Below are 24,661 nucleotides of genomic sequence, written 5' to 3'. Positions count from 1 at the left end.
AGCAGTAGTACAACCTTTCACGATGTCCCCACGTCACATGTCCGGAGTCACACGACTCCCCCGATCTGAACGTGGGGACACCACATGCGCATCCGAGTCTCTGCCGCCGTCGTCGGCGGTGCTCTGGCCCTGTCCGCCCTCGCCGTGCCGGCCGCACAGGCCGACGGCAGCCAGGGCGACACCAAGATCACCAAGGTGGTCGTGGACGGTGACAACAAGGTGTCGATCGGCACCTCCAGCGCCGTCACCGTCAAGGTCAGCGTGACCGCCACGGACGCCTTGGGGATCAAGGGCGCCGACGAGTTCGACCTCTACGGCCCCGACAACGGGTACGCGACGACCGCCAAGCCCACCTGTGCCAAGGTGAACACCACCACCTCCACCTGCACCGCCTCGGTGACGATCGACCCGAAGACGGACTACCTCACCAACAAGAGCGCCGGCACCTGGTACGTGGACGCGTGGGTCGACGCCAACGACGAGGACTACATCTGGAAGGAGAAGGCCGGGTCCTTCTCCTTCCAGCGCGCCGCCAAGCTCACCGTCAACGCGGCCCCGGAACCGGTGACGAAGGGCAAGACCCTCACCGTCACCGGCGCCCTCACCCGCGCCAACTGGGAGTCGCTGAAGTACGGCGCCTACGGCTCGCAGGCCGTCAAGCTCCAGTACCGCAAGAGCGGCTCCAGCACGTACACCACGCTGAAGACGGTCACGGCGGACTCCGCGGGCAACCTGAGGACCACCACCACCGCCTCGGCCGACGGCTACTACCGCTACTCCTTCGCGGGCAGCTCGACCACGGCAGCGGTCAGCGCCGCCGGCGACTTCGTCGACGTGAAGTAGGCATCTGCGGCACGGTGACGGGCCCCCGGAGCGAGGTGCTCCCGGGGCCCGTCACCGTGAGGCGTGTCGTCTCAGGCCGGGAACCGCCGGTCCACCCACCGCCAGGCGAACTCCAGCAGTACCGCCGCCCCCGCCGCGACCCCCGCCGCCGTCCACGGCATCGGCACGCCGACCAGGTGGAGCGCGAAGAAGTCCCGCAGGGCCGGTACCACGAGGACGAGCACGAACGCCCCGCCCATCGCCGCCACCAGCGCCACCCGCCACCAGGTGTAGGGCCGCGCGATGATCGCCAGCACCCACAGGGAGACCAGGAACAGGGTCAGGGTGGCCGCGCTGGTCTCCGCCGCCAGGGCGCCCGGGCCGGTGTAGTGGTGGCGGGCGAGCAGGTACGTCACGAAGGTCGCTCCGCCGGCCACCACGCCGCCGGGGACCGCGTACCGCATCACCCGGCGCACGAAGTGGGGCTGTGCCCGCTCCTCGTTGGGTGCCAGGGCCAGGAAGAAGGCCGGCACGCCGATGGTGAGCGTGGAGAGCAGGGTCAGATGCCGGGGCAGGAAGGGGTACTGCACCTGCGCGCACACCACCAGCACCGCAAGCAGCACCGAGTAGACGGTCTTGACCAGGAACAGCGTCGCCACGCGCGTGATGTTGCCGATCACCCGGCGGCCCTCGGCGACCACCGAGGGCAGGCTCGCGAAGCTGTTGTCCAGCAGCACGATCTGGGCCACCGCCCGGGTGGCCTCCGAGCCCGAGCCCATGGCGACGCCGATGTCCGCGTCCTTCAGCGCCAGGACGTCGTTCACGCCGTCCCCGGTCATCGCGACCGTGTGCCCGCGCGACCGGAGCGCGCCGACCATGTCCCGTTTCCGGCGCGGGCCGACCCGCCCGAAGACGGTGCCCCGGTCCAGGGCCTCCGCCAGGGCCGGCCGGTCGTCGGGCAGCTGCCGCGCGTCCACCGCCGTACCGTTCAGGCCCACTCTCGCGGCGACCGCGCCGACCGACACCGCGTTGTCCCCGGAGACGACCTTCGTGCGGACGCCCTGCTCGGCGAAGTAGCGCAAGGTCTCGGCCGCGTCGGCGCGCAGCCGCTGTTCCAGCACGACGAGCGCGGTGGGGCGGGCGCCCCGGGCCGGCTCGGCGTCGTCCAGGTCACGGCTCGCCCGGGCCAGCAGCAGCACCCGCAGCCCTTGCTCGTTCAGCCGCCCGGTCTCGGCCAGGGCCGGGGCGCCGGGGCCGAGCAGGACGTCGGGGGCGCCCAGCAGCCAGGTGCTGACCTCGCCGTCGCCCTCGCTGAACGCGGCCCCGCTGTACTTGCGGGCCGAGGAGAACGGCAGCGACTCCACGCACCGCCACTCCTCGGTGTCGGGGCAGGCGTCGATGATCGCTCGCAGGGAGGCGTTGGGGCGCGGGTCGGACTCGCCGAGCGCGCCGAGGACCTTGAGTACGTACGTCTCGTCCGCGCCGTCCAGCGTCCGCAGCCCGCTGACGTTCATGCCGCCCTCGGTGAGCGTGCCGGTCTTGTCCAGGCAGACGGTGTCGACGCGGGCCAGCCCCTCGATGGCCGGCAGTTCCTGCACCAGGCACTGTCTGCGGCCCAGCCGGATGACGCCGACCGCGAAGGCCACGGAGGTGAGCAGCACCAGCCCCTCCGGGACCATCGGCACGATCCCGCCGACCGTGCGGGCGACGGCGTCCGCGAGGTCGTCGCTCTTGACGACGAGCTGGGTGACGACGAGTCCGAGGGCCGCGGGGACCATCATCCAGGTGACGTACCTGAGGATGGTGGAGATGCCGGTGCGCAGCTCGGAGTGGACGAGCGTGAACCGGGACGCCTCCTCGGCGAGCTGGGCGGCGTAGGCCTCGCGGCCGACCCGGGTCGCGGTGAAGGCGCCGCCGCCGGCGACCACGAAGCTGCCGGACATGACCCGGTCGCCGGGACGCTTGACCACCGGGTCGGCCTCGCCGGTGAGCAGCGACTCGTCGATCTCCAGGCCGTCCGCCTCCGCGCACACGCCGTCGACCACGACCCGGTCACCGGGGCCGATCTCGACGAGGTCGTCCAGGACGATCGCGCCGGTGCCCACTTCGGTCGCGGCCCCGTCCCGCCGTACCGTCGGCCGGGCCTCCCCGATCACCGCCAGCGAGTCCAGGGTCTGCTTCGCCCGCCACTCCTGCACGATGCCGATACCGGTGTTGGCGACGATCACGAAGCCGAAGAGGCTGTCCTGGAACGGCGCGACGCACAGCATGATCAGCCACAGGACGCCGATGATCGCGTTGAACCGGGTGAGGACGTTGGCCCGGACGATCTCCCGCAGCGACCGGCTGCCGCGCACCGGCACGTCGTTGACCTGCCCCCGGGCGACGCGTTCGGCGACCTCGGCCCCGGTCAGCCCGTCCGGCCGGCACACGGGCGCGGGGTGGGCGGGGTCGAGTTCCGCACCCGCGTCCATGGGGGTCATGTTCTCGACGGTACGTGCGGTCGTGTCCCGTCGCCCGCCGGACCGGGCGGGCCGGGCGGCTACCCGGCGGCCCGCTCGAGCGCCGCGTCCCGCCCGCGCACGTACCAGACGCCGATCAGGCCCAGGCCGCCGCCCGCCAGGCACGTCCACAGCCACCACAGGTGCCCGTGGTCCTCGAACCAGCCGTAGAAGGGCAGCTGGACGAGGAAGAGCACGAACCACACGATCGTGATGCCGGTGATGGTGGCGACCACGGGCCCCTCCAGGGGCTCCGGCGCTTCGTGCTGAGGGGTCCACTTGGCCATGGGGACAGCTTACGAGGCGGTGCGGACGCGGCGGCCGGCACGGAGGTGATCAGCGGACCCGATCAGTTCTACGCGCGGAGATAGCGATCTTCTCTCTCATACCTTCATACTGAAACCGTTTGTCTCTGACCACTTCCGCTCGTACGAAACTCCAACAGGGCTCGGGGGAACCCCGCTGGTGATGAGGTTGCGCATGTCCACCTCGGCCCCTGCCAAGGTCCCCACCCCCGAGAAGCCGGGCGGTGCGTCCGGCTTCGGTCCCCTCGACCGCTACTTCAAGATCTCCGAGCGCGGCAGCTCCGTCGCCCGTGAGGTCCGCGGTGGTCTCGCCACCTTCTTCGCGATGGCGTACATCATCGTGCTGAACCCGATCATCCTGGGCAGCGCGAAGGACATGTACGGCCACCACCTGGACAACGGCCAGCTGGTGACCGCCACGGCGCTGACGGCCGCGTTCACCACGCTGCTGATGGGCGTCATCGGCAACGTGCCGATCGCGCTCGCCGCGGGCCTCGGTGTGAACTCCGTCGTCGCGCTCCAGCTGGCACCCCGGATGTCCTGGCCGGACGCCATGGGCATGGTCGTCCTGGCCGGATTCGTGGTCATGCTGCTGGTCGCCACCGGTCTGCGCGAGCGGGTGATGAACGCCGTGCCGTTCGGCCTGCGCAAGGCGATCGCGATCGGCATCGGCCTGTTCATCATGCTGATCGGCCTGGTCGACTCCGGGTTCGTCACCCGGATGCCGGACGCGGCTCAGACCACCGTCCCGCTCCAGCTGGGCACCGGCGGTCACCTCACCGGCTGGCCGGTGCTGATCTTCATCCTGGGCGCGTTGCTCACCTTCGCGCTCATCGTCCGCAAGGTGCCGGGCGCCATCCTGATCTCGATCGTCGGCATGACCGTTCTCGCGGTCGTCATCAACGCGGTCGCCACCATCCCGTCCTGGGGCCTGACCGTCCCGAAGTGGCCGGGCAACCCGGTCTCCACGCCCGACTTCGGCCTGGTCGGCCAGGTCAGCCTGTTCGGCGGGTTCTCCAAGGTCGGCGTGCTGACCGGCATCCTCTTCGTCTTCACGGTCCTGCTGTCGTGCTTCTTCGACGCGATGGGCACGATCATGGGCATCAGCGACGAGGCCAAGCTGACCGACGCCCAGGGCTACATGCCCGGCATCAACAAGGTCCTCTTCGTGGACGGCCTCGCGGTCGCCGCGGGCGGTGCCAGCTCCTCCTCGGCCACCACGGCCTTCGTGGAGTCCACGGCCGGCGTCGGCGAGGGCGCCCGCACGGGCCTGGCGAACGTCGTCACGGGCGGCCTGTTCGCGGTGGCGCTGTTCCTCACCCCGATCGCCACGATGGTCCCCTCCCAGGCGGCCACCCCGGCGCTGATCGCGGTCGGCTTCCTGATCCTGTCGAACTCGGTCAAGGAGATCGACTGGGCCGACTACACGATCGCGATCCCGGCCTTCGTGACGATGCTGATGATGCCGTTCACGTACTCGATCACGAACGGCATCGGCATGGGCTTCATCACCTTCACGGTGCTGCGCCTGGCCGCCGGGCGGGCCCGGGAGATCCCGGTGGCGATGTACGTCGTCTCGGCCGTCTTCGCGTTCTACTACCTGATGCCGGCGCTGGGTCTCACCTGAGTGACCGCCTGCCTCAGGTGACCCCGTAGAACCTCTCCGTCTCCTCGACGGCGGCCCGGAACCGCTCGTCGAAGTCACCGCGAATGAGCGTCCGGACGACATAGTCCTGGACGCTCATTCCTCTTTTCGCCGCGTGGTGCCGGAGCCGCTCGAGCAGCTCCCCGTCTATCCGCAGGCTGAGCACGCTGGTCCCCATGCGTACGAGGGTCGCCACAGGCGGCCCGCCGGTGCGCCGCTTTCCACGACCGGCTCACCCGTACGGGTGATGGATACGCGCAGTGGCGGGCGTCACGGACGGCACGGCTGTTCCGAGTGGTCTTTAGCTAGAGTAATGAGTTACGCTAAAGAACATGCCGGACCTTACCCATGGCGACGACGCTGCCGCCGTGAACTCCCTGCGCTCCGCCGTGATGCGGCTGTCCCGTCGGCTCAAGCACCAACGGGTCGACGAGTCGCTGAGCCCCACCGAGATGTCGGTGCTCGGCACCCTCGCCCGCTGCGGCTCGGCCACCCCGGGCGAGCTGGCCCGCAAGGAGCACGTCCAGCCGCCGTCGATGACCCGCATCGTCGCGCTGCTGGAGGCCAAGGAGCTGGTCCGGCTGGAGCCGCACCCCGAGGACCGGCGGCAGAAGGTCGTCACCCAGACCGAGCAGGCCGAGGCCATGCTCGAGGAGAGCCGCCGCAAGCGCAACGCGTTCCTGGCAGGCCTGGTCGAGGGACTCGACGAGGACGAGTGGGCCGCCGTGCGCGCCGCCGCCCCCGTACTGGAGAAGCTCGCACATCTGTAAGCAAGCCACCGGAGGAGGCGAACCCTTTTGAGTACGGGATCCGGAGCACCTTCCGCCCCCGCACCGACCGCCACTACAACCCCAGCTCCCCGCGCGACGTCGATGTTCAGCTCCCTGAGGATCCGGAACTACCGCCTCTTCTTCATGGGCCAGGTCGTCTCCAACACGGGCACCTGGATGCAGCGCATCGCCCAGGACTGGCTGGTCCTCTCGCTCACCGGCTCCTCCGCGGCCGTCGGCATCACGACCGCCCTCCAGTTCCTGCCGATGCTGCTGTTCGGCCTCTACGGCGGCGTCCTCGTGGACCGCCTGCCCAAGCGGCCGACCCTGCTGGGCACCCAGTCCGCCATGGCCGTCACCGGTCTGGCACTGGCCGCGCTCACCCTCTCTGGCCATGTCCAGGTCTGGCACGTCTACGTCGCCGCGTTCGCCGTCGGCCTCGCCACCGTGCTCGACAACCCGGCCCGCCAGTCCTTCGTCTCCGAGATGGTCGGCCCCGACCAGCTCCAGAACGCGGTCAGCCTGAACTCCGCGAACTTCCAGTCCGCCCGGCTCGTCGGCCCCGCCGTCGCCGGCCTGATGATCACCGGCGTGGGCACCGGCTGGGCGTTCCTCGCCAACGGCCTGTCCTTCGCCGCGCCCCTCACCGGCCTGCTGCTGATGCGGGCCCGCGAGCTGCACGTGGTCCAGCGCGCGCCGCGCGGCAAGGGCCAGCTGCGCGAAGGGCTGGACTACGTCGCCAAGCGGCCGGAGCTGATCTGGCCGATCGTCCTGGTCGGCTTCATCGGCACGTTCGGCTTCAATTTCCCGGTGTGGCTGTCGGCCTACGCGGACGACGTCTTCCACGCCGGCGCCGGCGCCTACAGCCTCTTCAACACCCTGATGGCCGTCGGCTCCCTCGTCGGCGCCCTGCTGGCCGCCCGGCGCGGCACGGCCCGGCTGCGCGTCCTGATCGGCGCCGCGCTGGCGTTCGGCGCGCTGGAGACGGTGGCCTCGGTCGCCCCCCGGTACTGGCTGTTCGCACTGCTCATGGTGCCCATCGGCGTCTGCGGCCTGACGGTGAACGTCACCGCGAACACGGCGGTCCAGATGGCCACCGACCCGGCCATGCGCGGCCGGGTGATGGCCCTGTTCATGATGGTCTTCATGGGCGGTACGCCGCTCGGTGCGCCGGTCGTCGGCTGGATCACCGACACCTACGGCGCCCGGATCGGCTTCGCGGCCGGCGGTGTGGTGTCGGCCGTCGCGGCCGGCGCCGTCGGACTGGTCCTGTCCCGCATCGGCGGCCTGCGCCTGTCGGTGGGCTGGCACCACGGCCACCCCCGGGTCCGCTTCGTCCCGCGCGAGCGGGAACGGCTGGCGACGGCGGCCTGAGCGGACCGGGGACCCCGGGGGACGGCTGGGGGACCCCGGGGCCCTACAGGACCCGCCGGGCCAGCACCTGCCCCGGCCACGCGTCCTCACCGTAGGTGAAGGGCTCGGTCCGGATGAAGCCGTTGCGCTCGTAGTAGGCGACCAGCTTGCCGTCGTCGCCCGCGTAGCAGTCCACCCGCAGCAGGGAGACCCCCTCCGCCCGGGTCACCCGGGCCGCGTGCGCGAGGAGGGCGGACCCGGCGCCCTGCCCCTTGAAGCGGCGGTCGGAGGCGAACAGATTGATGTACCGCTCGGGTTCGTCGGCGGGTTCCAGGTAAGGGCTGGGGGCGTCGGTGAGGGTGAGGGTGGCGGCCGGGACGCCGTCCACCTCGGCCACGTACGGCCGGCCCTGGGTGGCGTACCGCTCGACCATGGCCACGGCCCGGGTATTCCCCGACCAGGGCTCGGTGCCCCACTGGCGGGTACGGCCCTGTGAGACCAGCCACTCCACGGAGCTGTCCAGCATGCCCAGGATCAGGGGGACGTCGTCGGGGCCGCCTTCGCGGATCGTGATCGGCATCGGATCATCATGCCTCCCGGAGTTTGGCATCGTGAAGACATGAGACTCTTCGCCGCCGTACTGCCCCCGGAGGACGTCACCGAGGAACTCGCCGTCGTGGCGGCCCGGTTGGGGGAACTGCCGGGTGCCGGCGGGCTGCGCTGGACCGGCCGCCCCGGCTGGCACCTCACCCTCGCCTTCTACGGCGAGGTCACCGACGACCTCGTACCCGCCCTGTTGGACCGCCTGGCCCGCGCCGCCCACCGTACGGCCCCCTTCGCCCTGAGCCTCGCGGGCGGCGGCCGGTTCGGGCAGGGCCGGGCGCTGTGGGCGGGCGTCCGGGGAGACGTGGAGGCCCTGCGGCTGCTGGCCGGACGGGCCGAGGCGGCGGCACGGAAGGCCGGGGTGCCGATGGGGGAGCACCGGCCCTACAAGGCCCATCTCACGCTGGCCCGCGGCCGGGAGGCGGTGGACGTACGGCCCTTCGTCACCGCGCTCGCGGAGTTCGCCGGCACCCCCTGGACGGTCGCGGACCTCGCCCTCGTGCGCAGCAGCCTGCCGAGGTCCGGCGTACCCGGCGAGCTGCCCCGCTACGAGGCGGTCGCCCGCTGGGCACTCGGCGCGGGCAGTTAGGCTCGACGGCGTGGACCCGAAGACGCGGAACCGGATCATGGCCGGTGTGCTGGTGCTGATGTTCGTGGTGGTGGCTTTGGCGGCGGCCGTCAAGTAGCGACCCCTGCGACCGCCGGGAGGCGGCGACCCCGCGGTGACCGCCCGGAGGCGATGGCCCCGCGGTGACCGCCGGGAGGCGGCGGCTGCCGGCCGTCCCAGGCCCCGCAGCCGCCGCCGATCCCCGTGCCCGCGCGGAGCGCCGGTGACTGCTACCGGGCGGATTCCCGTGCCCCGGCGATGCGCCGGTGACTGCTACCGGATGGATTGCCGTGCCCCGGCGGAGCGCGGTGACTGTTACCAGGCGAAGGCCTCCGGGGACGGCCCCGGGCCCGGGAAGATCTCGTCCAGGCCGGACAGCACGTCCTCGCTCAGCTCCAGCTCCACCGCCCGGAGCGCCGACTCCAGCTGCGCGGCCGTGCGCGGGCCGACGATCGGGCCGGTGACGCCGGGACGGGTCAGCAGCCAGGCCAGGGCGACCTCGCCCGGCTCCAGGCCGTGCTTGTCCAGCAGGTCCTCGTACGCCTGGATCCGCGCGCGGGCGGCCGGGTCCCCGAGGGTGTCCGAGGCCCGGCCGGAGCCGCGGCGACCGCCCTGGACCTCCTTCTTGAGGACCCCGCCCAGCAGGCCGCCGTGCAGCGGCGACCACGGGATGACGCCGAGGCCGTAGTCCTGCGCGGCCGGGATGACCTCCATCTCGGCCCGGCGCTCGTACAGGTTGTACAGGCACTGCTCACTGACCAGGCCGATGGTGCCGCCGCGGCGGGCGGCCGTCTCGTTGGCCTGGGCGATCTTGTACCCGGGGAAGTTGGAGGAACCCGCGTAGAGGATCTTGCCCTGCTGGACGAGGACGTCGACGGCCTGCCAGATCTCCTCGAACGGGGTGTTCCGGTCGATGTGGTGGAACTGGTACAGATCGATGTGGTCCGTCCGGAGCCGCTTCAGGCTGGCGTCCACCGCGCGCCGGATGTTCAGCGCGGAGAGCTTGTCCTGGTTGGGCCACACGGACGCGCCGTCCTGCCCCATGTTGCCGTACACCTTGGTGGCGATGACGACCTTGTCGCGCCGGTCACCGCCCTTGGCGAACCAGTTCCCGATGATGGACTCGGTCCGGCCCTTGTTCTCGCCCCACCCGTAGACGTTCGCGGTGTCGAAGAAGTTGATGCCCGCGTCCAGCGCCGCGTCCATGATCGCGTGACTGTCGGCTTCGTCCGTCTGCGGGCCGAAGTTCATCGTCCCGAGGACGAGCCGGCTGACCTTGAGTCCCGTGCGTCCGAGCTGTGTGTACCTCATGGTCCACCAGCCAACGACCTGGAGTGCGCTCCAGGCAAGCCCCCGAGTCGCGAGTCCGATGCCGCCGTCCGGGGGCACTCCTAGCCGCAGGGAAAGTCTTCGGTCCTGAGGACCAGGTCGACCACCGTGCCCGTGAGGTCGATGTCGGTGCCGAAGTCCACCCGCGTGCTGACCGCGTACTCGCCGTCCTTGGGGTCGGTGAAGACGTGGCAGCGCCCCTGGTAGGGGTCGGCGATGACGTACACGGGTACCCCGGCGACCGCGTAGGCGGTCTTCTTCGGGCCGTAGTCGTTGGCGGCCGTGCCCTGCGAGACGACCTCGGCGACGAACTCGACGTCCTGGTAGCGCCAGCGGCCCTCGTCGCTCCTCCCCGGCCGCCCACGGTCAGGTGCGGCCGCGCGGTTCAACGATGCGCACGGTGGCCGGGGAGCGCCGGAACCCGGTCAGGCCGTTTCGGCCGCGTACGGCTGTCCGACGCCCCACGCCTCCCACATCGCCCCCGCGAACGCCTCCGCGATCCGGTGTTCCCCGTGCGCGTTGGGATGGGTGCCGTCGTACGTGTCGGTGTGGATGTCGTACGCCTCCGGCGGCGAGGCCGACAGCAGGGGTGAGCGGGGTTCGTCCAGGTCGGCCACGGCCTTGGCGAGCAGTTCGTTGAACCGGACCACCTGCTCGGCGAAGGACGGGTCGGCCGCGGCCCGGACGTTCGGGATCACCGGCAGCAGCACCATGCGGATGCGCGGGTCGGCTTCACGGGCCGCGGTGACGAAGGCCCGTACGTTGTCCGCCGTCTGCTCGGCGTTGGTGTAGAAACCGAGATCGATCAGACCGAGGGAGACGAGGAGCACATCGGGGCGGTGGGTCCGCACGGCGTCGCCGATCAGCGGGACCATGTGCAGCCAGCCCTCGCCCCAGCCCGCCAGATGCGCGCGCGGGAAGTCGGGTTCGGCGTAGGCGAGGGACGTCGGGGCGTCGTCCTGTTTGTCGTACAGCGTCTCGCGCGGACCGACGAAGGTGAACGGGCCGCCGTGCGACGCGCACAGGTGCCGCCACAGCCGGTAACGCCACGTGTGGTCGCCCGCGCTCCCGATCGTCATGGAGTCGCCCACGGGCATGAACCTAAGCATCCGGTCATGATGGACGATCGCGGGAGCCCGCGGGATCCGGGGTGCGTGTGAGGCGGACCACGTCCCCCGAACACCCGCCGGTGATGGCAGGCTTGGGGCATGCGTCGATCGTTCGCCGTCCTCGCCGGGGTGCTGCTCGCCGGCGCCTGCGCGCTGCCCGCCTCCGCCGCCGACGGCCCCGGCGACCGGGGGTTCACCCTCAAGGACCCGCGGATCACCGAGTCCAGTGGACTCGCCGCCTCCCATCTGCACCCCGGCGTCTACTGGACGCACAACGACAGCGACGACGGGCCTTACCTCTACGCCGTCGACAGCGCCACCGGCAGGACCGTCGCCCGGATCACCCTGCGCGGCATCGGCTCCCCGCGCGACGTCGAGGCCGTCTCCATCGGGCCGCACAACGAGATCTACGCCGGTGACATCGGCGACAACTTCGGCGGCCGGTGGCCGTACGTGTGGATCTACAAGTTCCCCGAGCCGGAGCGGCTGACGGACCAGGCGGTCACGGCCACGCAGTACGTCGTGAAGTACGCGAACGGGCCCCGCGACGCCGAGTCGCTGCTCGTCCACCCGAAAACCGGGCGCGTCTACATCATCGACAAGAAGCAGGACGGCGGGCACCTGTACGAGGGCCCGGCCACCCTCTCCACCTCCGGCGCCAACGTCTTCCGGCCCGTCGCCGCCGTCGATCTGTGGGCCACCGACGCCGCGTTCTCCCCGGACGGCCGGCAGCTCGCCGTCCGCGGGTACTTCGGCGGCGTGTACTACGGCTTCGACCGCGGCCGGATCAAGCGCGCGGGCACCCTCGACGTGCCGTTGCAGGGGCAGGGCGAGTCGGTGTCGTACTCCGCCGACGGCACCAAGCTGATGTACGGCAGCGAGGGCGCCGACAGTGCCGTCCGGGCGGAGGACGCCCCGGCCCGCCCGGGCGCGAAGTCGCCGTCGGCGAACGGCGGTTCCGGCGCCTCGGAGGACAAAGGCGGCGGTGGGGGCATCAAGGTCGGCGCCGTGATCGTGGTGGTGGGACTGGCGGCCCTGTTCGGCCTGCGGCGGCTGCGGCGCGGCTGAACGCGGTGGGCGGAGGGAGAACAGCCCGTCCGGGTTCTCCTCCGCACGTCCATTTCCGCCTCCTCCGTGAGGTGGAGCAACACTGTTCCGCAGAGGGATCCGGTGACTTCCGCAACGCGAAATGCTGTTCGCGTCCCGGAAGTTGACGGAAAGGAACGGCTATCGTGCGGAAAGGACGCTTGGCGCCCATGCTTGCCGTGGGCGTCACGGCAACGCTGGTTCCCGCTCTCGCGCCGGCGCAGGCCTCCGCGGCGGAACCGCTGGGGAAGTACGAGCACCAGAAGCCCGCGTGGCACAGATGCGACGCGTCTGAGCCCGCTGCGTACCAGTGCGCGACGATCAAGGTCCCGCTCGACTACAGCCGCCCGGCCGGCAGGACGATCGAGCTGGCCATCTCCCGCTTGAAGACCGGCGTCCCGGGCAAGCGGCACGGCGCGCTCCTCTTCAACCCCGGCGGTCCCGGTGGCGAGGGCCTGGGCATGCCCCTCATGATGAAGGACGCACTGCCCAAGAAGGTCCGCGACCAGTACGACCTCATCGGGTTCGATCCGCGGGGCGTGGGGCGCAGCAGCCCGGTCACCTGCCGTCTCACGGAGACGGAGCAGAACTCCGAACACCCCTACAAGAGCGAGACCTTCAGCCACGACGTCAAGTGGGCCCGGACCGTCGCCGACAAGTGCCGTGCCCGCGACGGCGACAGGCTTCGGTACATCACCACCCGCAACACCGCCCGCGACATGGATGTCGTCCGCGCCGTCCTCGGCGAGAAGAAGATCTCCTACCTGGGTTACTCCTACGGCACGTACCTGGGCGCCGTCTACACCCAGCTGTTCCCCCGGCGCACCGACCGCTTCGTGCTGGACAGTGCGGTCGACCCGGCGCGTGTCTGGCGCGGCATGATCCAGATATGGGCGGAGGGCAGCGAGCCGGCGTTCACCCGCTGGACGAAGTGGACCGCGCAGCACCACCGCACCTACCAGCTCGGCACCACCCCGGCCCAGGTGCGGAAGACGTTCTGGGATCTGGTCGCCCGGGCCGACCGCACCCCCATCGACGACGGCGGCGCGAAGCTCACCGGTGACGACATCCGCGCAGGGCTGCGCGGTGCGTTCTTCAGCCCCAAGTACGCGGCCGAGGCGGTCGTCGAGCTCAAGAAGGCCGCCGACGGCCATGCGCCCTCCCGCCACGGCCTCCTCCCCGGCGGGCAGCAGGAGCCGCGCTGGTCCGCGGCCCACGCGGGTTCCAGGGCTGCCGCCGACTCCTCCGCCGCCCCTGCCTCCGCCGCCTCCGCCGCGCAGCCTCCGGCCGACAACGGCAGCGCTGCCTTCTGGAGCGTGGTCTGCGGCGACACCGGGGCCTGGCCGCGCGACCCGGAGCAGTACCGGCGTGACGCGATCCGGGACAAGGCCAGGTATCCGCTCTACGGCGACTTCGGTTCCAACATCACGCCCTGCGCGTTCTGGGACAAGCCGACCGAGCCCGTCACCGCCGTCCGCAACCACGTCGGCCTGCTCACCGTGCAGAACCAGTGGGACCCCCAGACGCCCCTGGCCAGCGGCCTGGGCATGCACCGCGCCCTGAGGGGATCGCGCATGGTGTACGTCAAGGGCGGCGAGGGCCACGGCGTCTACTCCATGGACCCGCGCTCCTGTGCCGACCGCACCGTCAACGCCTACCTGAGCACCGGGAGGCTCCCCGCACGGGACGTCACCTGCGCGGCGTCCGGGAGCCAGGGCCTCGGTGCGAAACCGCAGATCGTCCCGGCACCTCGCCCCACCCCCGGAGGCCCCCGCTTCTGACCCGCCGGTGCACACAGGGCGCCCGGTGTCCACCGGGCGCCCTTCCCCGTCAGACGCCCAGCGGGCACGGCAGGGCGGGGAGCCGATGGTTCGGGACACGGCGCACCGGCGCCAACCGGGGCGGCCGCACGGTCAGGCGGGCGGCTGTACCGGTACGCGTCGTAAGTCTTGACGTGCTCATGGTGGCTGAGTTTCCTGGGGGATGCGCGGCGTTGGGAGCGCTCCCATGATGTCCGGAGCCGCGCCTCCCGAGAGGAAGCAGACCCATGTTCCGCAGCTTACGAAGGGCGCTGTGCGCTGCCGCCGCCGCGCTCCTTCTGCCCCTGGCCGGGGCGTACACGGCACAGGCGTCCGGTCCGCCCACGGCCGCCGCCGCACCCGGCGCCGGGTACTGGCACACCAGCGGCCGGCAGATCCTCGACGCGGCCGGTCAGCCGGTACGCATCGCCGGGATCAACTGGTTCGGCTTCGAGACCGACAACCACGTGGTGCACGGTCTCTGGTCGCGCGACTACAAGAGCATGATCGACCAGATCAGGGCGACGGGCTACAACACCATCCGCCTGCCCTACAGCGACGACATCTTCAAGGCCGGCACGGTCGCGAACAGCATCGACTTCTCCGGCGGCAAGAACGCCGACCTCCAGGGACTCGACCCGCTCCACATCATGGACAAGCTCGTGGCGTACGCGGGGCAGGACGGCCTGAAGGTCATCCTCGACCGGCACCGCCCCGACTCCAGCGGCCAGTCCGCGCTCTGGTACACCGCGTCCGTGCCTGAGTCGACCTGGATCACCGACCTCAAGGCCCTCGCGAGCCGTTACCAGGGCCAGGACACCGTCATCGGGATCGACCTGCACAACGAGCCCCACGACCCCGCCTGCTGGGGCTGCGGCGACCAGGCCACCGACTGGCGCCTGGCGGCGCAGCGCGCCGGCAACGCCGTGCTGGGCGTCAACCCCAGCCTGCTGATCTTCGTGGAGGGCGTCCAGACCTACAACGGCGTCTCCGGCTGGTGGGGCGGCAATCTGATGGGTGTCGCCCAGTACCCGGTACAGCTCAGCGTGGCCGGCCGGGTCGTCTACTCGGCCCACGACTACGCCACCAGCGTCGCCCAGCAGAGCTGGTTCAGCGACCCGAGCTTCCCCGCCAACATGCCCGGCGTCTGGGACAAGTACTGGGGCTACATCTTCAAGCAGAACATCGCACCCGTGTGGGTGGGCGAGTTCGGCACCACGCTCCAGTCGACCGTCGACCAGAAGTGGCTGTCCGCGCTGGTGAGTTACCTGCGGCCGACCTCGACGTACGGCGCCGACTCCTTCCAGTGGACCTTCTGGTCGTGGAACCCGGACTCCGGTGACACGGGCGGCATCCTGAAGGACGACTGGGCGACCGTGGACACGGTGAAGGACGGGTACCTGGCGAGCGTCAAGGCACCGTCGTTCCCGAGCACCGGTGGCGGTGGCGGTGGCGGTGGCGGCGGGGGCGGCGCGGCCGCGTGCAGCGCCGCCTACACCGTCAGCAGCGACTGGGGCAGCGGCTTCAACGCCGACGTGAAGGTCACCGACACCGGCACGACCGCCCTGAAGTCCTGGACGGTGACGTGGAGCTGGAGCGGCTCCCAGAAGATCACGTCCATGTGGAACGCGAGCTACACCCAGTCCGCGTCCACGGTGACAGTGGTCAACGCCACCCACAACGGATCGGTCCCCGCGGGGGGTTCGGCGAGCTTCGGCTTCGGCGGAACGCCCGGGGGCGGCACGGCACCGTCGCTGACCTGCACGGCGACCTAAGACAGGGGCGCCCGGCGTGACACCGGGCGCCCTCATCCGGTCGACGGACAGGTCAGTTCGGGGCGTGTGCGGTTCGGGGAGCAGCCCACCAGGGCCAGGGACAGGAACGCGGGCCGTTCGAGGTAGAAGCCGAGCGACACGTCGCCGCCCGACCCCAGCCGTTCGACGGCGGCGGTGACGAGGGCGGCCCGGTGACCGGGGGCCCGGTACGCCTCGGACGCGAACCGGGCCGCGTACTCGGCCAGCCGGTCACCGAGCCAGACCGCGGCTGCCGATGGCTCCAGCCAGGTCCCCCGGACCAGCGAGCCCGGTTTGACCAGCCAGTACGCGGTCTCCAACGGGGGCAGGCCGGAGGCCGGGAACTCGGCGGCGGCCGTACGGTACCGCTCGATCAGCTCGGGGCTGCTGCCGGGCGGGGGCGGTTGGTGAGGGGGAGGCCGTCGCAGGGCCTCCCGGTCGAAGCGGGCCTTGGGCCCGGTCCAGAGGTAGGCGTGATGGTGCACGGGGTGTCCCACTCCGTGTGGAGGAGCCGGCCCCTGACGCGGCTGAGCCACGCGGGGACCGGCTGGTGGCTCAGACCGGCAGGCCGAACCGCGCCGGGTCGAGGCCGGCGGCGTCCAGCTCGGCCGAGGTGAAGCGCAACGGCTGCGCGTCGGGCCGCTTGCTGTCACCGAGGGCCCAGGCGTCCTCGCCGATACGGGCCAGGGTCACGCATGCCTCACCGTCCGGGTGAGTGCTTCCCCCGCACGCCCTCAAGAACGAGGCTCCGTCGAGGTCGAGCGCGTACAGGTCACTTCCGTTCACCATCGCTGCACCTTCCTGCTCCGCTGTGGGTGTGGCTTCGGGGATGACCGTAGGAGGGGGGCGCAACGCAAGGAGATGAATATTCTCGATTATTCGCGCGCGATCACTCTGGATGCATGGACATTCACTCAGAGGCACCGGAATGCTGGGCGCACGAACAAGGTTGGACCTGATCACCGAGCCCGCGGAGGTGGTGCGCTGCTGCATGGTGCGGGATGCTGCTTGGCACCACGCCGTACCGTGGGAGCAGTTCAAGACTGAGTTGCGCGGCGACGCATAGGGGCAAGAGCGGGTACCGGTGAGCACGGATTATCAGAGGGCGCGCGAGGAACTGGGGCGCAAGCTCAGGGAACTGCGAATCGAAAGCCCTGATGGCCGGCTCACCGGTACGGAACTGGGCCAGCGGCTGGGCTGGCCGCAGTCCAAGGTCAGCAAGCTGGAGAACGGCAGGCAGACCCCCACGGACGACGACCTACGAGCATGGACCGATGCCGTGGGGCAACCGGCCGCTTTCGGTGAACTCCGCGCCCGACTCAAGGGTTTCGAAAGCCATATCCGCTCCTGGCGGCGTCAGTTGGCGGCAGGTCACCGCCCGGTGCAGGAAACCTGGAATGCGCTCGTCGCGGAGTCCCGGGTCCTGCACATGTGGGAGAACAACGCCGTCAGCGGCATGCTTCAGACCGCCGAGTACGCCCGCTGCGTCTTTGAGCGCTACACGAATCTCCGTTCCTCGCCGCGGGACATGGACGAAGCGGTGAGGGCTCGGATGAAGCGGCAGGACTGGCTGTACCGACCCGGTAAACGACTCAACCTGCTCATGTGGGAGGGCGCCCTGTGCGCCCGGGTGTGTCCAGCGGAAGTTCTGGTTGCTCAACTGGACCGTCTGTCGGGCGTAGTCGGGATGGACACGGTGAACCTCGGCATCCTGCCTCTGGACGCAGAACTGCGCATCCCGCCGGGCAACCCTTTCTCCATGCTTGACGAGCGCTTGGTCGTGGTCGAGGACTGGCACGCCGAACTCTGGCTGGACGACGCAGAAACGATCGGCCTCTACCGTCGCGTCTGGGACACTCTCGCCGAGTCGGCCGTGTTCGGTGCCGAAGCCCAGCAGGTGATCGCCCGCGTCCGCCGGAGCATCAAGGTCTGAGGCGTACGGCCGTACGACGCCGTCGGTGGTCTCCCGCAGCGGCGCGGGTGCCGGGGCCGGAGCCCTGCCGGCACTCCTCGTCACGGAGGAACGCGAGCCGGTGGCCGGCGTCACGAGAACGCCTGGCCCAGCGGTGCCAGCGGGCGTCGTGGGGGTTCGGCAGTCGCCACACGTAGGGGCGGGGACGCGTACCTCCCGCGCAAAGGGTTACGACTGACGCAGAAACGGGTCGATCGCTGCCCAGGTCGCGTCCGGTGCCTCGAGGTGCGGCAGGTGTCCGGCCGCCTGGATCTGGATGAACCGCGCACCGGGGACCGCGTCGGCGACGGCTCGCCCGTACGCGGGTGTGACGATCCGGTCGCTTTCGCCCCACACCAGGAGCGTCGGGACGTTCACCGCACCGAGCCGTCCGAGCAGTGTCGGGTCGCTCATACCCGTACCGGCGACGACCGCCATGGTGTGACGGTTCGCCTGCTGGATCGCTCGCTGCTCGTCGGTGAACCGGGCCGGGTCCACGTACCCGCGCTCGGGGTCGTGCCAGGCGGCCTCCGCGAGCCCACGGGCGTCGAGAGCGAAGAAGTCCGCGACCGGCTCACCGGCGATGACCACGCCGACGCCGTCGATGTCGACCACGGCCCCGATCAGCCCGGCGTAACGCTCGTCGTGCGCTGCCTGCACCGCCATCTCCAGGGCGATCCAACCGCCGATCGAGGAGCCGATCAGCACGACGTCGTGTTCCTTGTGGTCGAGCAGCCGTGCGAGGTAGCCGGCCGCGAGGTCGGCGACGGAGGTGATGGAGTCGGGGCGCGGCGTGCCGTTCCAGCCGGGATGGGTCGGGGCGAACGCGTGCATGGAGGCTGCGAGATGTCCCACGATGGGCGCGACGGTCTGCGGACCGCCGCCGCCGTGCAGCACGAGCGCCGTACGCGACGCGGGGTCGCCGGCCTGGATGACAGGAAGGTCGTCGGGGAGGACGGTGTTCATGCTTACTCCTGCCTCAACATATTTATATAAGGGCATTGATAAGCTAGCACCATGACAACCGACCTGGAAGCCCTGGGGCAGGCGATCAAGCGGGCGCAGTACCGGAATCACCGCGCCGCTGATACGGCCCTGCGTGACATCGGGGTCAGCCTGGTGCAGTGGGACGCCCTACGCGCCATTGACCGGATGCCTGGCGCCTCCGGGCATGAACTCGCCGTCGCGACGTTCCAGAGTGACCAGGCGTTCGGCACGCTGGCGAGTCGGCTCGTCGCTCGTGGGCTCATCGCTCGGTCCGCAGGCCGCGGGCGCCGCTTGGAGCACACCCTCACCGAAACGGGGCGCACCACGCTGGCGGAGGGCCGACAACTGATGGCCGGCGTGCTGCGGGAGCTCTTCGCGCAACTCGACGAGGAGCAACGTCTGGCACTGCTCCAGACGCTGCTGGTCCTCACCGAGGACGCGTGACACGTCCGCCTCCGGTGGGCGCAGGGGAAACGTCCGCTTCGAGCCGCTGCTGGCCGGCCTCACGAGGCGGTGAGCGGGGTTCCCGGCTCACGCGGGGGCGTCGCCGACGCGGGTAGGGCCCGCTGTCCCGACTGAGGCTGGCTCGTTGGCACGTACTGGTTCGCCGTACCGGTCAGACGCGGGAGAGGCGGCGAGGCCGGCTGCTCGACACCCATGGGATGCGGCGCGGATGACACGCGAGGGGCGCCCGGTGATCACCGGGCGCCCCTCGTCGTCGTGAAGGTGACGGTTACAGCTTCTCGATGACGTAGTCGACGCACTTCGTCAGCGCCTCGACGTCCGCCGGGTCGATCGCCGGGAACATCGCGACGCGCAGCTGGTTGCGGCCCAGCTTGCGGTACGGCTCGGTGTCCACGATGCCGTTGGCGCGCAGCACCTTGGCGACGGCGGCGGCGTCGATCTCGTCGGAGAAGTCGATCGTGCCGATGACCTGCGAGCGCTCGGCCGGGTCCGTGACGAACGGGCTCGCGTACTTGGACTCCTCCGCCCAGCTGTACAGACGGGTCGAGGAGTCCTTCGTGCGGGCCGTGGACCAGGCGAGGCCGCCCTGGCCGTTGAGCCACTCCAACTGCTCGTTGAGCAGGAACAGCGTGGCGAGGGCCGGGGTGTTGTACGTCTGGTTCTTGCGGGAGTTGTCGATCGCCGTCGGGAGGCTGAAGAACTCCGGGATGTGACGGCCGGAGGCGTGGACGCGCTCGGCGCGCTCGATCGCGGCCGGGGAGAAGACGCCGATCCACAGGCCGCCGTCGGAGGCGAAGGACTTCTGCGGAGCGAAGTAGTAGACGTCCGTCTCGGCGATGTCGACCGGCAGGCCGCCCGCGCCGGAGGTGGCGTCGACCAGGACGAGGGCGCCCTCGTCGGCGCCGGCCACGCGCCGGATCGGCATGGCGACACCGGTGGAGGTCTCGTTGTGGGTGAGGCCGTAGACGTCCACGCCGGCTTCGGCCCGCGCCTCGGGGTGGGTGCCGGGGTCGGCGGCCACGACGGTGGGCTCGGCCAGCCAGGGGGCGAGCTTGGCCGCCTTGGCGAACTTGGAGGAGAACTCGCCGAAGGTCAGGTGCTGCGACTTGTTCTCGATCAGACCGTGGGTGGCGATGTCCCAGAAGGCGGTGGAGCCGCCGTTGCCGAGGACGACCTCGTAGCCCTCGGGGAGGGAGAACAGTTCGGAGATGCCCTCGCGGACCTTGCCGACCAGGTTCTTCACCGGCGCCTGCCGGTGCGAGGTGCCCAGCAGGGAGGTACCGGTGGCGGCGAGGGCGTCCAGCGCCTCCGTGCGCACCTTGGAGGGGCCCGCGCCGAAACGTCCGTCGGCGGGCTTGATGTCAGCGGGAATCTGGATGTCGGCCACGGCACGAGGTTAGCCCGTGGCCTGCACCGGGGGAGTGGCGTGTCCGTCGGATGAGACGAGTCGCACGCGACACGGACTTGTGAGGTTGTACGACGATACGGGTGGGGTTGTGGAAAAGAGGCGGTGACTGTGCGTGATCGGATGCATCCTGGACGCATGACAGATCTGGCGGATGAGCTGCGCGGGGCCGTCCGGGGCGAGGTCGGCTTCGACGCAGGCTCCCGGGCACTGGTGACCATGGACGCGTCCAACTACCGGCGCGTGCCCCTCGGGGTGGTGGCCCCCCGGGACGCCGACGACGTCGCCGCCGTGCTGGAGGTGTGCCGGACGCACGGGGTGCCGGTGGTGGCACGCGGCGGGGGCACGTCGATCGCCGGGCAGGCGACCGGCACGGGCGTGGTGCTGGACTTCACCCGGCACATGAACGGGCTGCTGGAGCTGGACCCGGGCGGCCGTACGGCCGTCGTGCAGCCGGGGCTCGTGCTCGACCGGCTCCAGGAGGCCGCCGCCCCGCACGGACTGCGCTTCGGCCCCGACCCGTCCACACACAGCCGCTGCACGCTCGGCGGGATGATCGCCAACAACTCCTGCGGCTCCCACTCGGTCGCCTGGGGAACGACCGCGGACAACGTACGGGAGCTGTCCGTCCTCACCGCGCGCGGGCAGCGGCTGCGGCCCGGCCGGGACTGGGCGGGCGCCCCCGACGGTCTGCGGGAGCTGGTGGCGGGCGAGCTGTCCCGGCTGCGCACGGGCTTCCCGGACCTGCCCCGCCGCATCTCCGGATACGCGCTGGACGCGCTGCTGCCCGAGCGGGGCGCGGACGTCGCCCGCTCCTTCTGCGGCTCCGAGGGCACCCTAGGCATCCTCACCGAGGCGGTGCTCGACCTGGTCGAGGTCCCGCGCGCACGTGCCCTGGCGGTCCTGTCGTACGCCGACGAGAGCGCCGCCGCCGAAGCCGCCGCGGGCCTGCTGCCGTACGGGCCGCTGACCGTGGAGGGCATGGCCGCCGACCTCGTTCCGCCCCGGGCCGGGCTCCCCCCTGGCGGTGCCTGGCTGTTCGTGGAGACCGGCGGCGAGACAGTGGCCGAGGCACACGCGCGTGCCCGGGAGATCGTGCGCGCCGCCGACGTCGTGGACGCCCTGGTCGTCACCGACCCGGCGGCCCAACGCACCCTGTGGCGCATCCGTGAGGACGCCGCCGGCACGGCCACCCGGATGCCGGACGGCACGGAGGCGTGGCCCGGCTGGGAGGACTGCGCGGTGCCGCCCGCCGGGCTCGGCGCCTACCTGCGCGACTTCCGCGCCCTGCTGACCGCCCACGGGCTGCGCGGCACGCCGTACGGCCACTTCGGCGACGGCTGCATCCACGTCCGCATCGACTTCGACCTGCTCACCGAGGCCGGTGTCGGACGCTTCCGCCGCTTCTCCGAGGAACTGGCCGACCTGGTGACACAGCACGGCGGCTCGCTGTCCGGGGAGCACGGGGACGGACAGGCCCGCGCGGAACTGCTGCCGCGGATGTACGGCGCGGAGACGGTCCGGCTCTTCGAACGCGCCAAGTCCCTCTGGGACCCGGACGACCTGCTCAACCCCGGCATCCTGGTCCGCCCCGCCCCGCTCGACAGCAACCTGCGCTTCTCCGTCCTGCCCCGCCGGCCGGTCGACGTGGCCTTCGGCTACCCGGCCGACGGCGGTGACTTCCGCGCGGCCGTCAGCCGCTGCGTCGGCGTCGCCAAGTGCCGTACGGCCTCCATGACCGGCCCCGCCGTCATGTGCCCGTCCTTCCGGGCCACCGGCGCGGAGGAGCACTCCACCCGCGGCCGGGCCCGCCTGCTGCACGAGATGCTCGCGGGCGAACTGATCACCGACGGCTGGCGGTCCACGGAGGTCCGGGACGCCCTCGACCTCTGCCTGTCCTGCAAGGGTTGCCGCTCGGACTGCCCGGTCGGCGTCGACATGGCGACCTACAAAGCGGAGTTCCTCCACCACCACTACGCCGGCCGCCGCCGCCCCGCCGCCCACCACAGCATGGGCCGGCTCCCCGAGTGGTTGCGCTGGGCCGCCCGCACCCGCACGGCCCCCCTGGTCAACGCGCTCGCCTCGATACGGCCGCTGGCGGCCCTCGGCAAACGGCTGGGCGGGATCGCGGCGGAACGGGAGATCCCCCGGCTGGCCGCACGGACGTTCACCGCGTGGTGGCGCCTCAGGAAGCCCACCCGGGGCACCGGGGACCTGGTCGTCCTCTGGCCGGACACCTTCACCGAGCACCTGACCCCGTCCGTCGGCCGGGCCGCCGTCCGCGTCCTGGAGGACGCCGGTCTGCGGGTGGCCCTCCCGCCGACGCTGCCACCACACCGGGGAGTCATCGGCGACGGCCGGACCAGGGCGGCGACCGCACTGCTCACGGCCCGCCGGGCCCGGGTCTGCTGCGGTCTGACCTACCTCTCCACCGGGCAGCTCGACCGCGCCCGCGCGGTGCTGCGCCGCACCCTGGACCTGATGGAACCGGTGCTGCGGGCCGGACTCCCGGTCGTCGTCCTGGAACCGAGCTGCGCCGCGGCCCTGCGCGGTGACCTCCCGGAACTCCTGCACGACGATCCGCGCGCCGCCCGGCTGGCCGCCGCGGTCCTCACCTTCGCCGAGGCGCTGGAGCGGCACGCCCCGCAGTGGACCCCGCCCGCCGTCGACCGCCCGGTGGCCGGCCAGACCCACTGCCACCAGCACGCGGTGCTCGGCGACACGGCCGACCGCCGGCTGCGCGCCGCCGCGGGCCTCACCGGCGACCTCAGCGGAGGCTGCTGCGGCCTCGCGGGCAACTTCGGTTTCGAGAAGGGCCACTTCGAGGTGTCCCGGGCCTGCGCGGAGGACCAGCTCCTGCCGGCCGTACGGACCGCGCCCGAGGGCACGGTGATCCTCACGGACGGCTTCTCCTGCCGGACCCAGCTGGACCAGCTCGCCGGAGTCCGGGGCAGACACCTCGCGGAGGTCCTGGCGGACGCACTGGAGAGAAGAACGGCGGAGTCCGAGCCGACGCCCTGACCGGCATACGGCCGGGCCGCCCGCCGGCCACCTGGTGCGGCCCGGCTGGGCTCGATCACCTGGGTTGTTTCGCCCGGGGTCGCTCGCCCGGGCTCGCTCGCCCCGGGGTCGGCCCGGGCGGCTCGGTCACCTGGTGGGGTCGGACGCGTGGCGTCACTGCCCCTCGACGGGGAGGGGCGGGAGTTTGCCCCGGGCTACCTGGGTGCGTACCGCGCCGATGCTTGCCGCGATGACCAGGGCGATCGCGGCGGCCTCCGTGGCGGACAGGGCCTGGCCGAGGATCAGGAAGCCGGCCGTGGCCGCGATCGCCGGTTCCAGGCTCATCAGGATGGCGAAGGTGGAGGCGGGCAGCCGGCGCAGGGCCAGGAGTTCGAGGGTGTACGGCAGGACCGAGGACAGCAGCGCCACCGCCGAGCCGAGGGCGATCGTGGTGGGGTTCAGCAGGCGGGTGCCCCCCTCGGCGATGCCGAGGGGGAGGAACAGCAGGGCCGCGACCGCCATGGCCAACGCCAGACCGTCCGCCTGGGGGAAACGGCGCCCCGTACGAGCGCTGAAGATGATGTAGGCCGCCCACATGGCGCCGGCGCCCAGGGCGAGGGCCACACCTGTGGGGTCCAGTTCGCCGAAGCCTCCGCCGCCGAGCAGGAAGACGCCCCCGAGGGCCAGGCCCGCCCAGAGCGCGTTGACGGCGCGGCGGGAGGCCAGGACGGACAGGGTGAGCGGGCCGAGGACCTCCAGGGTGACCGCCGGGCCCAGCGGGATGCGGGCGACCGCCGAGTAGAACAGCCCGTTCATCGCGCCCATCGTGACGCCGAAGACGATCACCGTCCCCCAGTCGGTGCGCGAGTGTCCGCGCAGCCGGGGCCGGCAGACCACCAGGAGGACGATCGCCGCCGCGAGCAGGCGCAGGGTCACCACACCCAGCGCGCCGGCCCTCGGCATCAGGGTCACCGCCAGCGCCCCGCCGAACTGCACCGAGATGCCGCCGGCCAGGACCAGCCCGACGGGGCCGAGCGTGCCGAGACGGCCCTGTCCCGGGGCGGGGGCGACCGGGGTCGGTGCGGCGGTGCTGGATCTGGCGGTCACGGGCGGTCCTGTGGCTCGGCTCGG

Annotated in this window: 22 protein-coding genes and 2 pseudogenes; 12 read left to right on the top strand and 12 right to left on the bottom strand. The window is 71.4% G+C overall.

The genetic code is table 11. The features are described 5' to 3' along the window. Window positions 1-84 precede the first annotated feature (84 nt). Complete coding sequence (locus AB0F03_RS06770) at window positions 85-843, top strand: calcium-binding protein (RefSeq protein ID WP_361987216.1); 759 nt, start codon at window positions 85-87, stop codon at window positions 841-843. 71 nt (window positions 844-914) lie between these two features. On the opposite strand, the gene AB0F03_RS06765 is transcribed toward AB0F03_RS06770, so the two are convergent. Together AB0F03_RS06765 and AB0F03_RS06760 are read right to left on the bottom strand one after the other, a co-directional pair. Then, a complete protein-coding gene (locus AB0F03_RS06765) occupies window positions 915-3,305 on the bottom strand; it encodes an HAD-IC family P-type ATPase (RefSeq protein ID WP_361987214.1) in 2,391 nt (796 codons plus the stop codon). A gap of 59 nt (window positions 3,306-3,364) precedes the next feature. Next, a complete protein-coding gene (locus AB0F03_RS06760) occupies window positions 3,365-3,610 on the bottom strand; it encodes a DUF2530 domain-containing protein (protein ID WP_361987212.1) in 246 nt (81 codons plus the stop codon). Window positions 3,611-3,803: 193 nt separating this feature from the next. On the opposite strand from AB0F03_RS06760, the gene AB0F03_RS06755 reads away from it, so the two are divergent. Then, window positions 3,804-5,255: an NCS2 family permease gene (locus AB0F03_RS06755; protein WP_361987210.1), complete on the top strand. Its 1,452-nt coding sequence runs from the start codon at window positions 3,804-3,806 to the stop codon at window positions 5,253-5,255. 13 nt (window positions 5,256-5,268) lie between these two features. On the opposite strand, the gene AB0F03_RS06750 is transcribed toward AB0F03_RS06755, so the two are convergent. Next, window positions 5,269-5,451, bottom strand: a complete 183-nt coding sequence (locus AB0F03_RS06750; RefSeq protein ID WP_356817864.1) for a ribbon-helix-helix protein, CopG family — start codon at window positions 5,449-5,451, stop codon at window positions 5,269-5,271. A 154-nt stretch (window positions 5,452-5,605) separates the two neighbouring features. On the opposite strand from AB0F03_RS06750, the gene AB0F03_RS06745 reads away from it, so the two are divergent. Beyond that, window positions 5,606-6,043: a MarR family transcriptional regulator gene (locus AB0F03_RS06745; RefSeq protein WP_361987208.1), complete on the top strand. Its 438-nt coding sequence runs from the start codon at window positions 5,606-5,608 to the stop codon at window positions 6,041-6,043. Window positions 6,044-6,145: 102 nt separating this feature from the next. Continuing rightward, the gene (locus AB0F03_RS06740; RefSeq protein WP_361987206.1) at window positions 6,146-7,417 is read left to right on the top strand and encodes an MFS transporter; all 1,272 of its coding nucleotides are present in this window, start codon (window positions 6,146-6,148) and stop codon (window positions 7,415-7,417) included. Window positions 7,418-7,460: 43 nt separating this feature from the next. Here AB0F03_RS06740 and AB0F03_RS06735 read toward each other — a convergent pair whose 3' ends face one another. Next, complete coding sequence (locus AB0F03_RS06735; protein WP_361987204.1) at window positions 7,461-7,976, bottom strand: GNAT family N-acetyltransferase; 516 nt, start codon at window positions 7,974-7,976, stop codon at window positions 7,461-7,463. Window positions 7,977-8,015: 39 nt separating this feature from the next. Here AB0F03_RS06735 and thpR point away from each other — a divergent pair, with 39 nt between their 5' ends. Beyond that, the gene (gene thpR / locus AB0F03_RS06730; RefSeq protein ID WP_361987202.1) at window positions 8,016-8,588 is read left to right on the top strand and encodes an RNA 2',3'-cyclic phosphodiesterase; all 573 of its coding nucleotides are present in this window, start codon (window positions 8,016-8,018) and stop codon (window positions 8,586-8,588) included. Between the two features lie 333 nt (window positions 8,589-8,921). Here the strand turns inward: thpR and AB0F03_RS06725 are convergent, their stop codons facing one another. From AB0F03_RS06725 to AB0F03_RS06715, 3 genes and pseudogenes are all read right to left on the bottom strand, one after another. After that, window positions 8,922-9,917, bottom strand: coding sequence for an aldo/keto reductase (locus tag AB0F03_RS06725; protein ID WP_361987200.1), 996 nt, complete (start codon window positions 9,915-9,917; stop codon window positions 8,922-8,924). A gap of 80 nt (window positions 9,918-9,997) precedes the next feature. Beyond that, window positions 9,998-10,276, bottom strand: a pseudogene (locus tag AB0F03_RS06720) (Uma2 family endonuclease); the annotation flags it as partial. 84 nt (window positions 10,277-10,360) lie between these two features. Further along, window positions 10,361-11,044 carry an SGNH/GDSL hydrolase family protein gene (locus tag AB0F03_RS06715; RefSeq protein ID WP_361987198.1) on the bottom strand — a complete coding sequence of 228 codons (684 nt, stop codon included), beginning with the start codon at window positions 11,042-11,044 and terminating at the stop codon, window positions 10,361-10,363. A 99-nt stretch (window positions 11,045-11,143) separates the two neighbouring features. Here AB0F03_RS06715 and AB0F03_RS06710 point away from each other — a divergent pair, with 99 nt between their 5' ends. The 3 genes from AB0F03_RS06710 (at window position 11,144) to AB0F03_RS06700 (ending at window position 15,704) form a co-directional block, all read left to right on the top strand. Beyond that, window positions 11,144-12,112 (top strand): WD40 repeat domain-containing protein, encoded by a 969-nt coding sequence (locus AB0F03_RS06710; protein WP_361987196.1) that lies wholly within the window; start codon window positions 11,144-11,146, stop codon window positions 12,110-12,112. A gap of 188 nt (window positions 12,113-12,300) precedes the next feature. Next, window positions 12,301-13,911, top strand: a complete 1,611-nt coding sequence (locus AB0F03_RS06705) for an alpha/beta hydrolase (protein WP_361987194.1) — start codon at window positions 12,301-12,303, stop codon at window positions 13,909-13,911. A gap of 266 nt (window positions 13,912-14,177) precedes the next feature. After that, window positions 14,178-15,704: a cellulase family glycosylhydrolase gene (locus tag AB0F03_RS06700; RefSeq protein WP_361987192.1), complete on the top strand. Its 1,527-nt coding sequence runs from the start codon at window positions 14,178-14,180 to the stop codon at window positions 15,702-15,704. 32 nt (window positions 15,705-15,736) lie between these two features. On the opposite strand, the gene AB0F03_RS06695 is transcribed toward AB0F03_RS06700, so the two are convergent. Both AB0F03_RS06695 and AB0F03_RS06690 read right to left on the bottom strand, forming a co-directional pair. After that, window positions 15,737-16,207: a hypothetical protein gene (locus AB0F03_RS06695; RefSeq protein WP_361987190.1), complete on the bottom strand. Its 471-nt coding sequence runs from the start codon at window positions 16,205-16,207 to the stop codon at window positions 15,737-15,739. Between the two features lie 70 nt (window positions 16,208-16,277). Beyond that, window positions 16,278-16,511 (bottom strand): DUF397 domain-containing protein, encoded by a 234-nt coding sequence (locus AB0F03_RS06690; protein WP_361987188.1) that lies wholly within the window; start codon window positions 16,509-16,511, stop codon window positions 16,278-16,280. 160 nt (window positions 16,512-16,671) lie between these two features. On the opposite strand from AB0F03_RS06690, the pseudogene AB0F03_RS06685 reads away from it, so the two are divergent. Both AB0F03_RS06685 and AB0F03_RS06680 read left to right on the top strand, forming a co-directional pair. Next, window positions 16,672-16,788 (top strand): annotated as a pseudogene (locus AB0F03_RS06685) (DUF6879 family protein); the annotation flags it as partial. Window positions 16,789-16,806: 18 nt separating this feature from the next. After that, window positions 16,807-17,655, top strand: a complete 849-nt coding sequence (locus tag AB0F03_RS06680) for a helix-turn-helix transcriptional regulator (protein WP_361987186.1) — start codon at window positions 16,807-16,809, stop codon at window positions 17,653-17,655. A gap of 207 nt (window positions 17,656-17,862) precedes the next feature. Here the strand turns inward: AB0F03_RS06680 and AB0F03_RS06675 are convergent, their stop codons facing one another. After that, window positions 17,863-18,639 (bottom strand): alpha/beta fold hydrolase, encoded by a 777-nt coding sequence (locus tag AB0F03_RS06675; protein WP_361987184.1) that lies wholly within the window; start codon window positions 18,637-18,639, stop codon window positions 17,863-17,865. Between the two features lie 51 nt (window positions 18,640-18,690). On the opposite strand from AB0F03_RS06675, the gene AB0F03_RS06670 reads away from it, so the two are divergent. Then, window positions 18,691-19,104 (top strand): MarR family transcriptional regulator, encoded by a 414-nt coding sequence (locus AB0F03_RS06670; protein ID WP_361987182.1) that lies wholly within the window; start codon window positions 18,691-18,693, stop codon window positions 19,102-19,104. Window positions 19,105-19,393: 289 nt separating this feature from the next. Here AB0F03_RS06670 and serC read toward each other — a convergent pair whose 3' ends face one another. Continuing rightward, entirely contained in the window at window positions 19,394-20,512 is a 1,119-nt protein-coding gene (serC, locus tag AB0F03_RS06665; protein WP_356817828.1) for a phosphoserine transaminase, read from the bottom strand. Window positions 20,513-20,668: 156 nt separating this feature from the next. On the opposite strand from serC, the gene AB0F03_RS06660 reads away from it, so the two are divergent. After that, window positions 20,669-23,551 (top strand): FAD-binding and (Fe-S)-binding domain-containing protein, encoded by a 2,883-nt coding sequence (locus tag AB0F03_RS06660; protein ID WP_361987180.1) that lies wholly within the window; start codon window positions 20,669-20,671, stop codon window positions 23,549-23,551. Window positions 23,552-23,704: 153 nt separating this feature from the next. Here AB0F03_RS06660 and AB0F03_RS06655 read toward each other — a convergent pair whose 3' ends face one another. Next, a complete protein-coding gene (locus tag AB0F03_RS06655; protein ID WP_361987178.1) occupies window positions 23,705-24,637 on the bottom strand; it encodes an EamA family transporter in 933 nt (310 codons plus the stop codon). Window positions 24,638-24,661: the final 24 nt, after the last annotated feature.

Origin of the sequence: Streptomyces sp. NPDC028722 (assembly GCF_040637655.1) — a bacterium.
Taxonomy (GTDB): Bacteria; Actinomycetota; Actinomycetes; order Streptomycetales; family Streptomycetaceae; genus Streptomyces.
The sequence above is the reverse complement of the archived record's forward strand: the minus strand, read 5'-3'. Positions and strand labels throughout refer to the sequence as shown.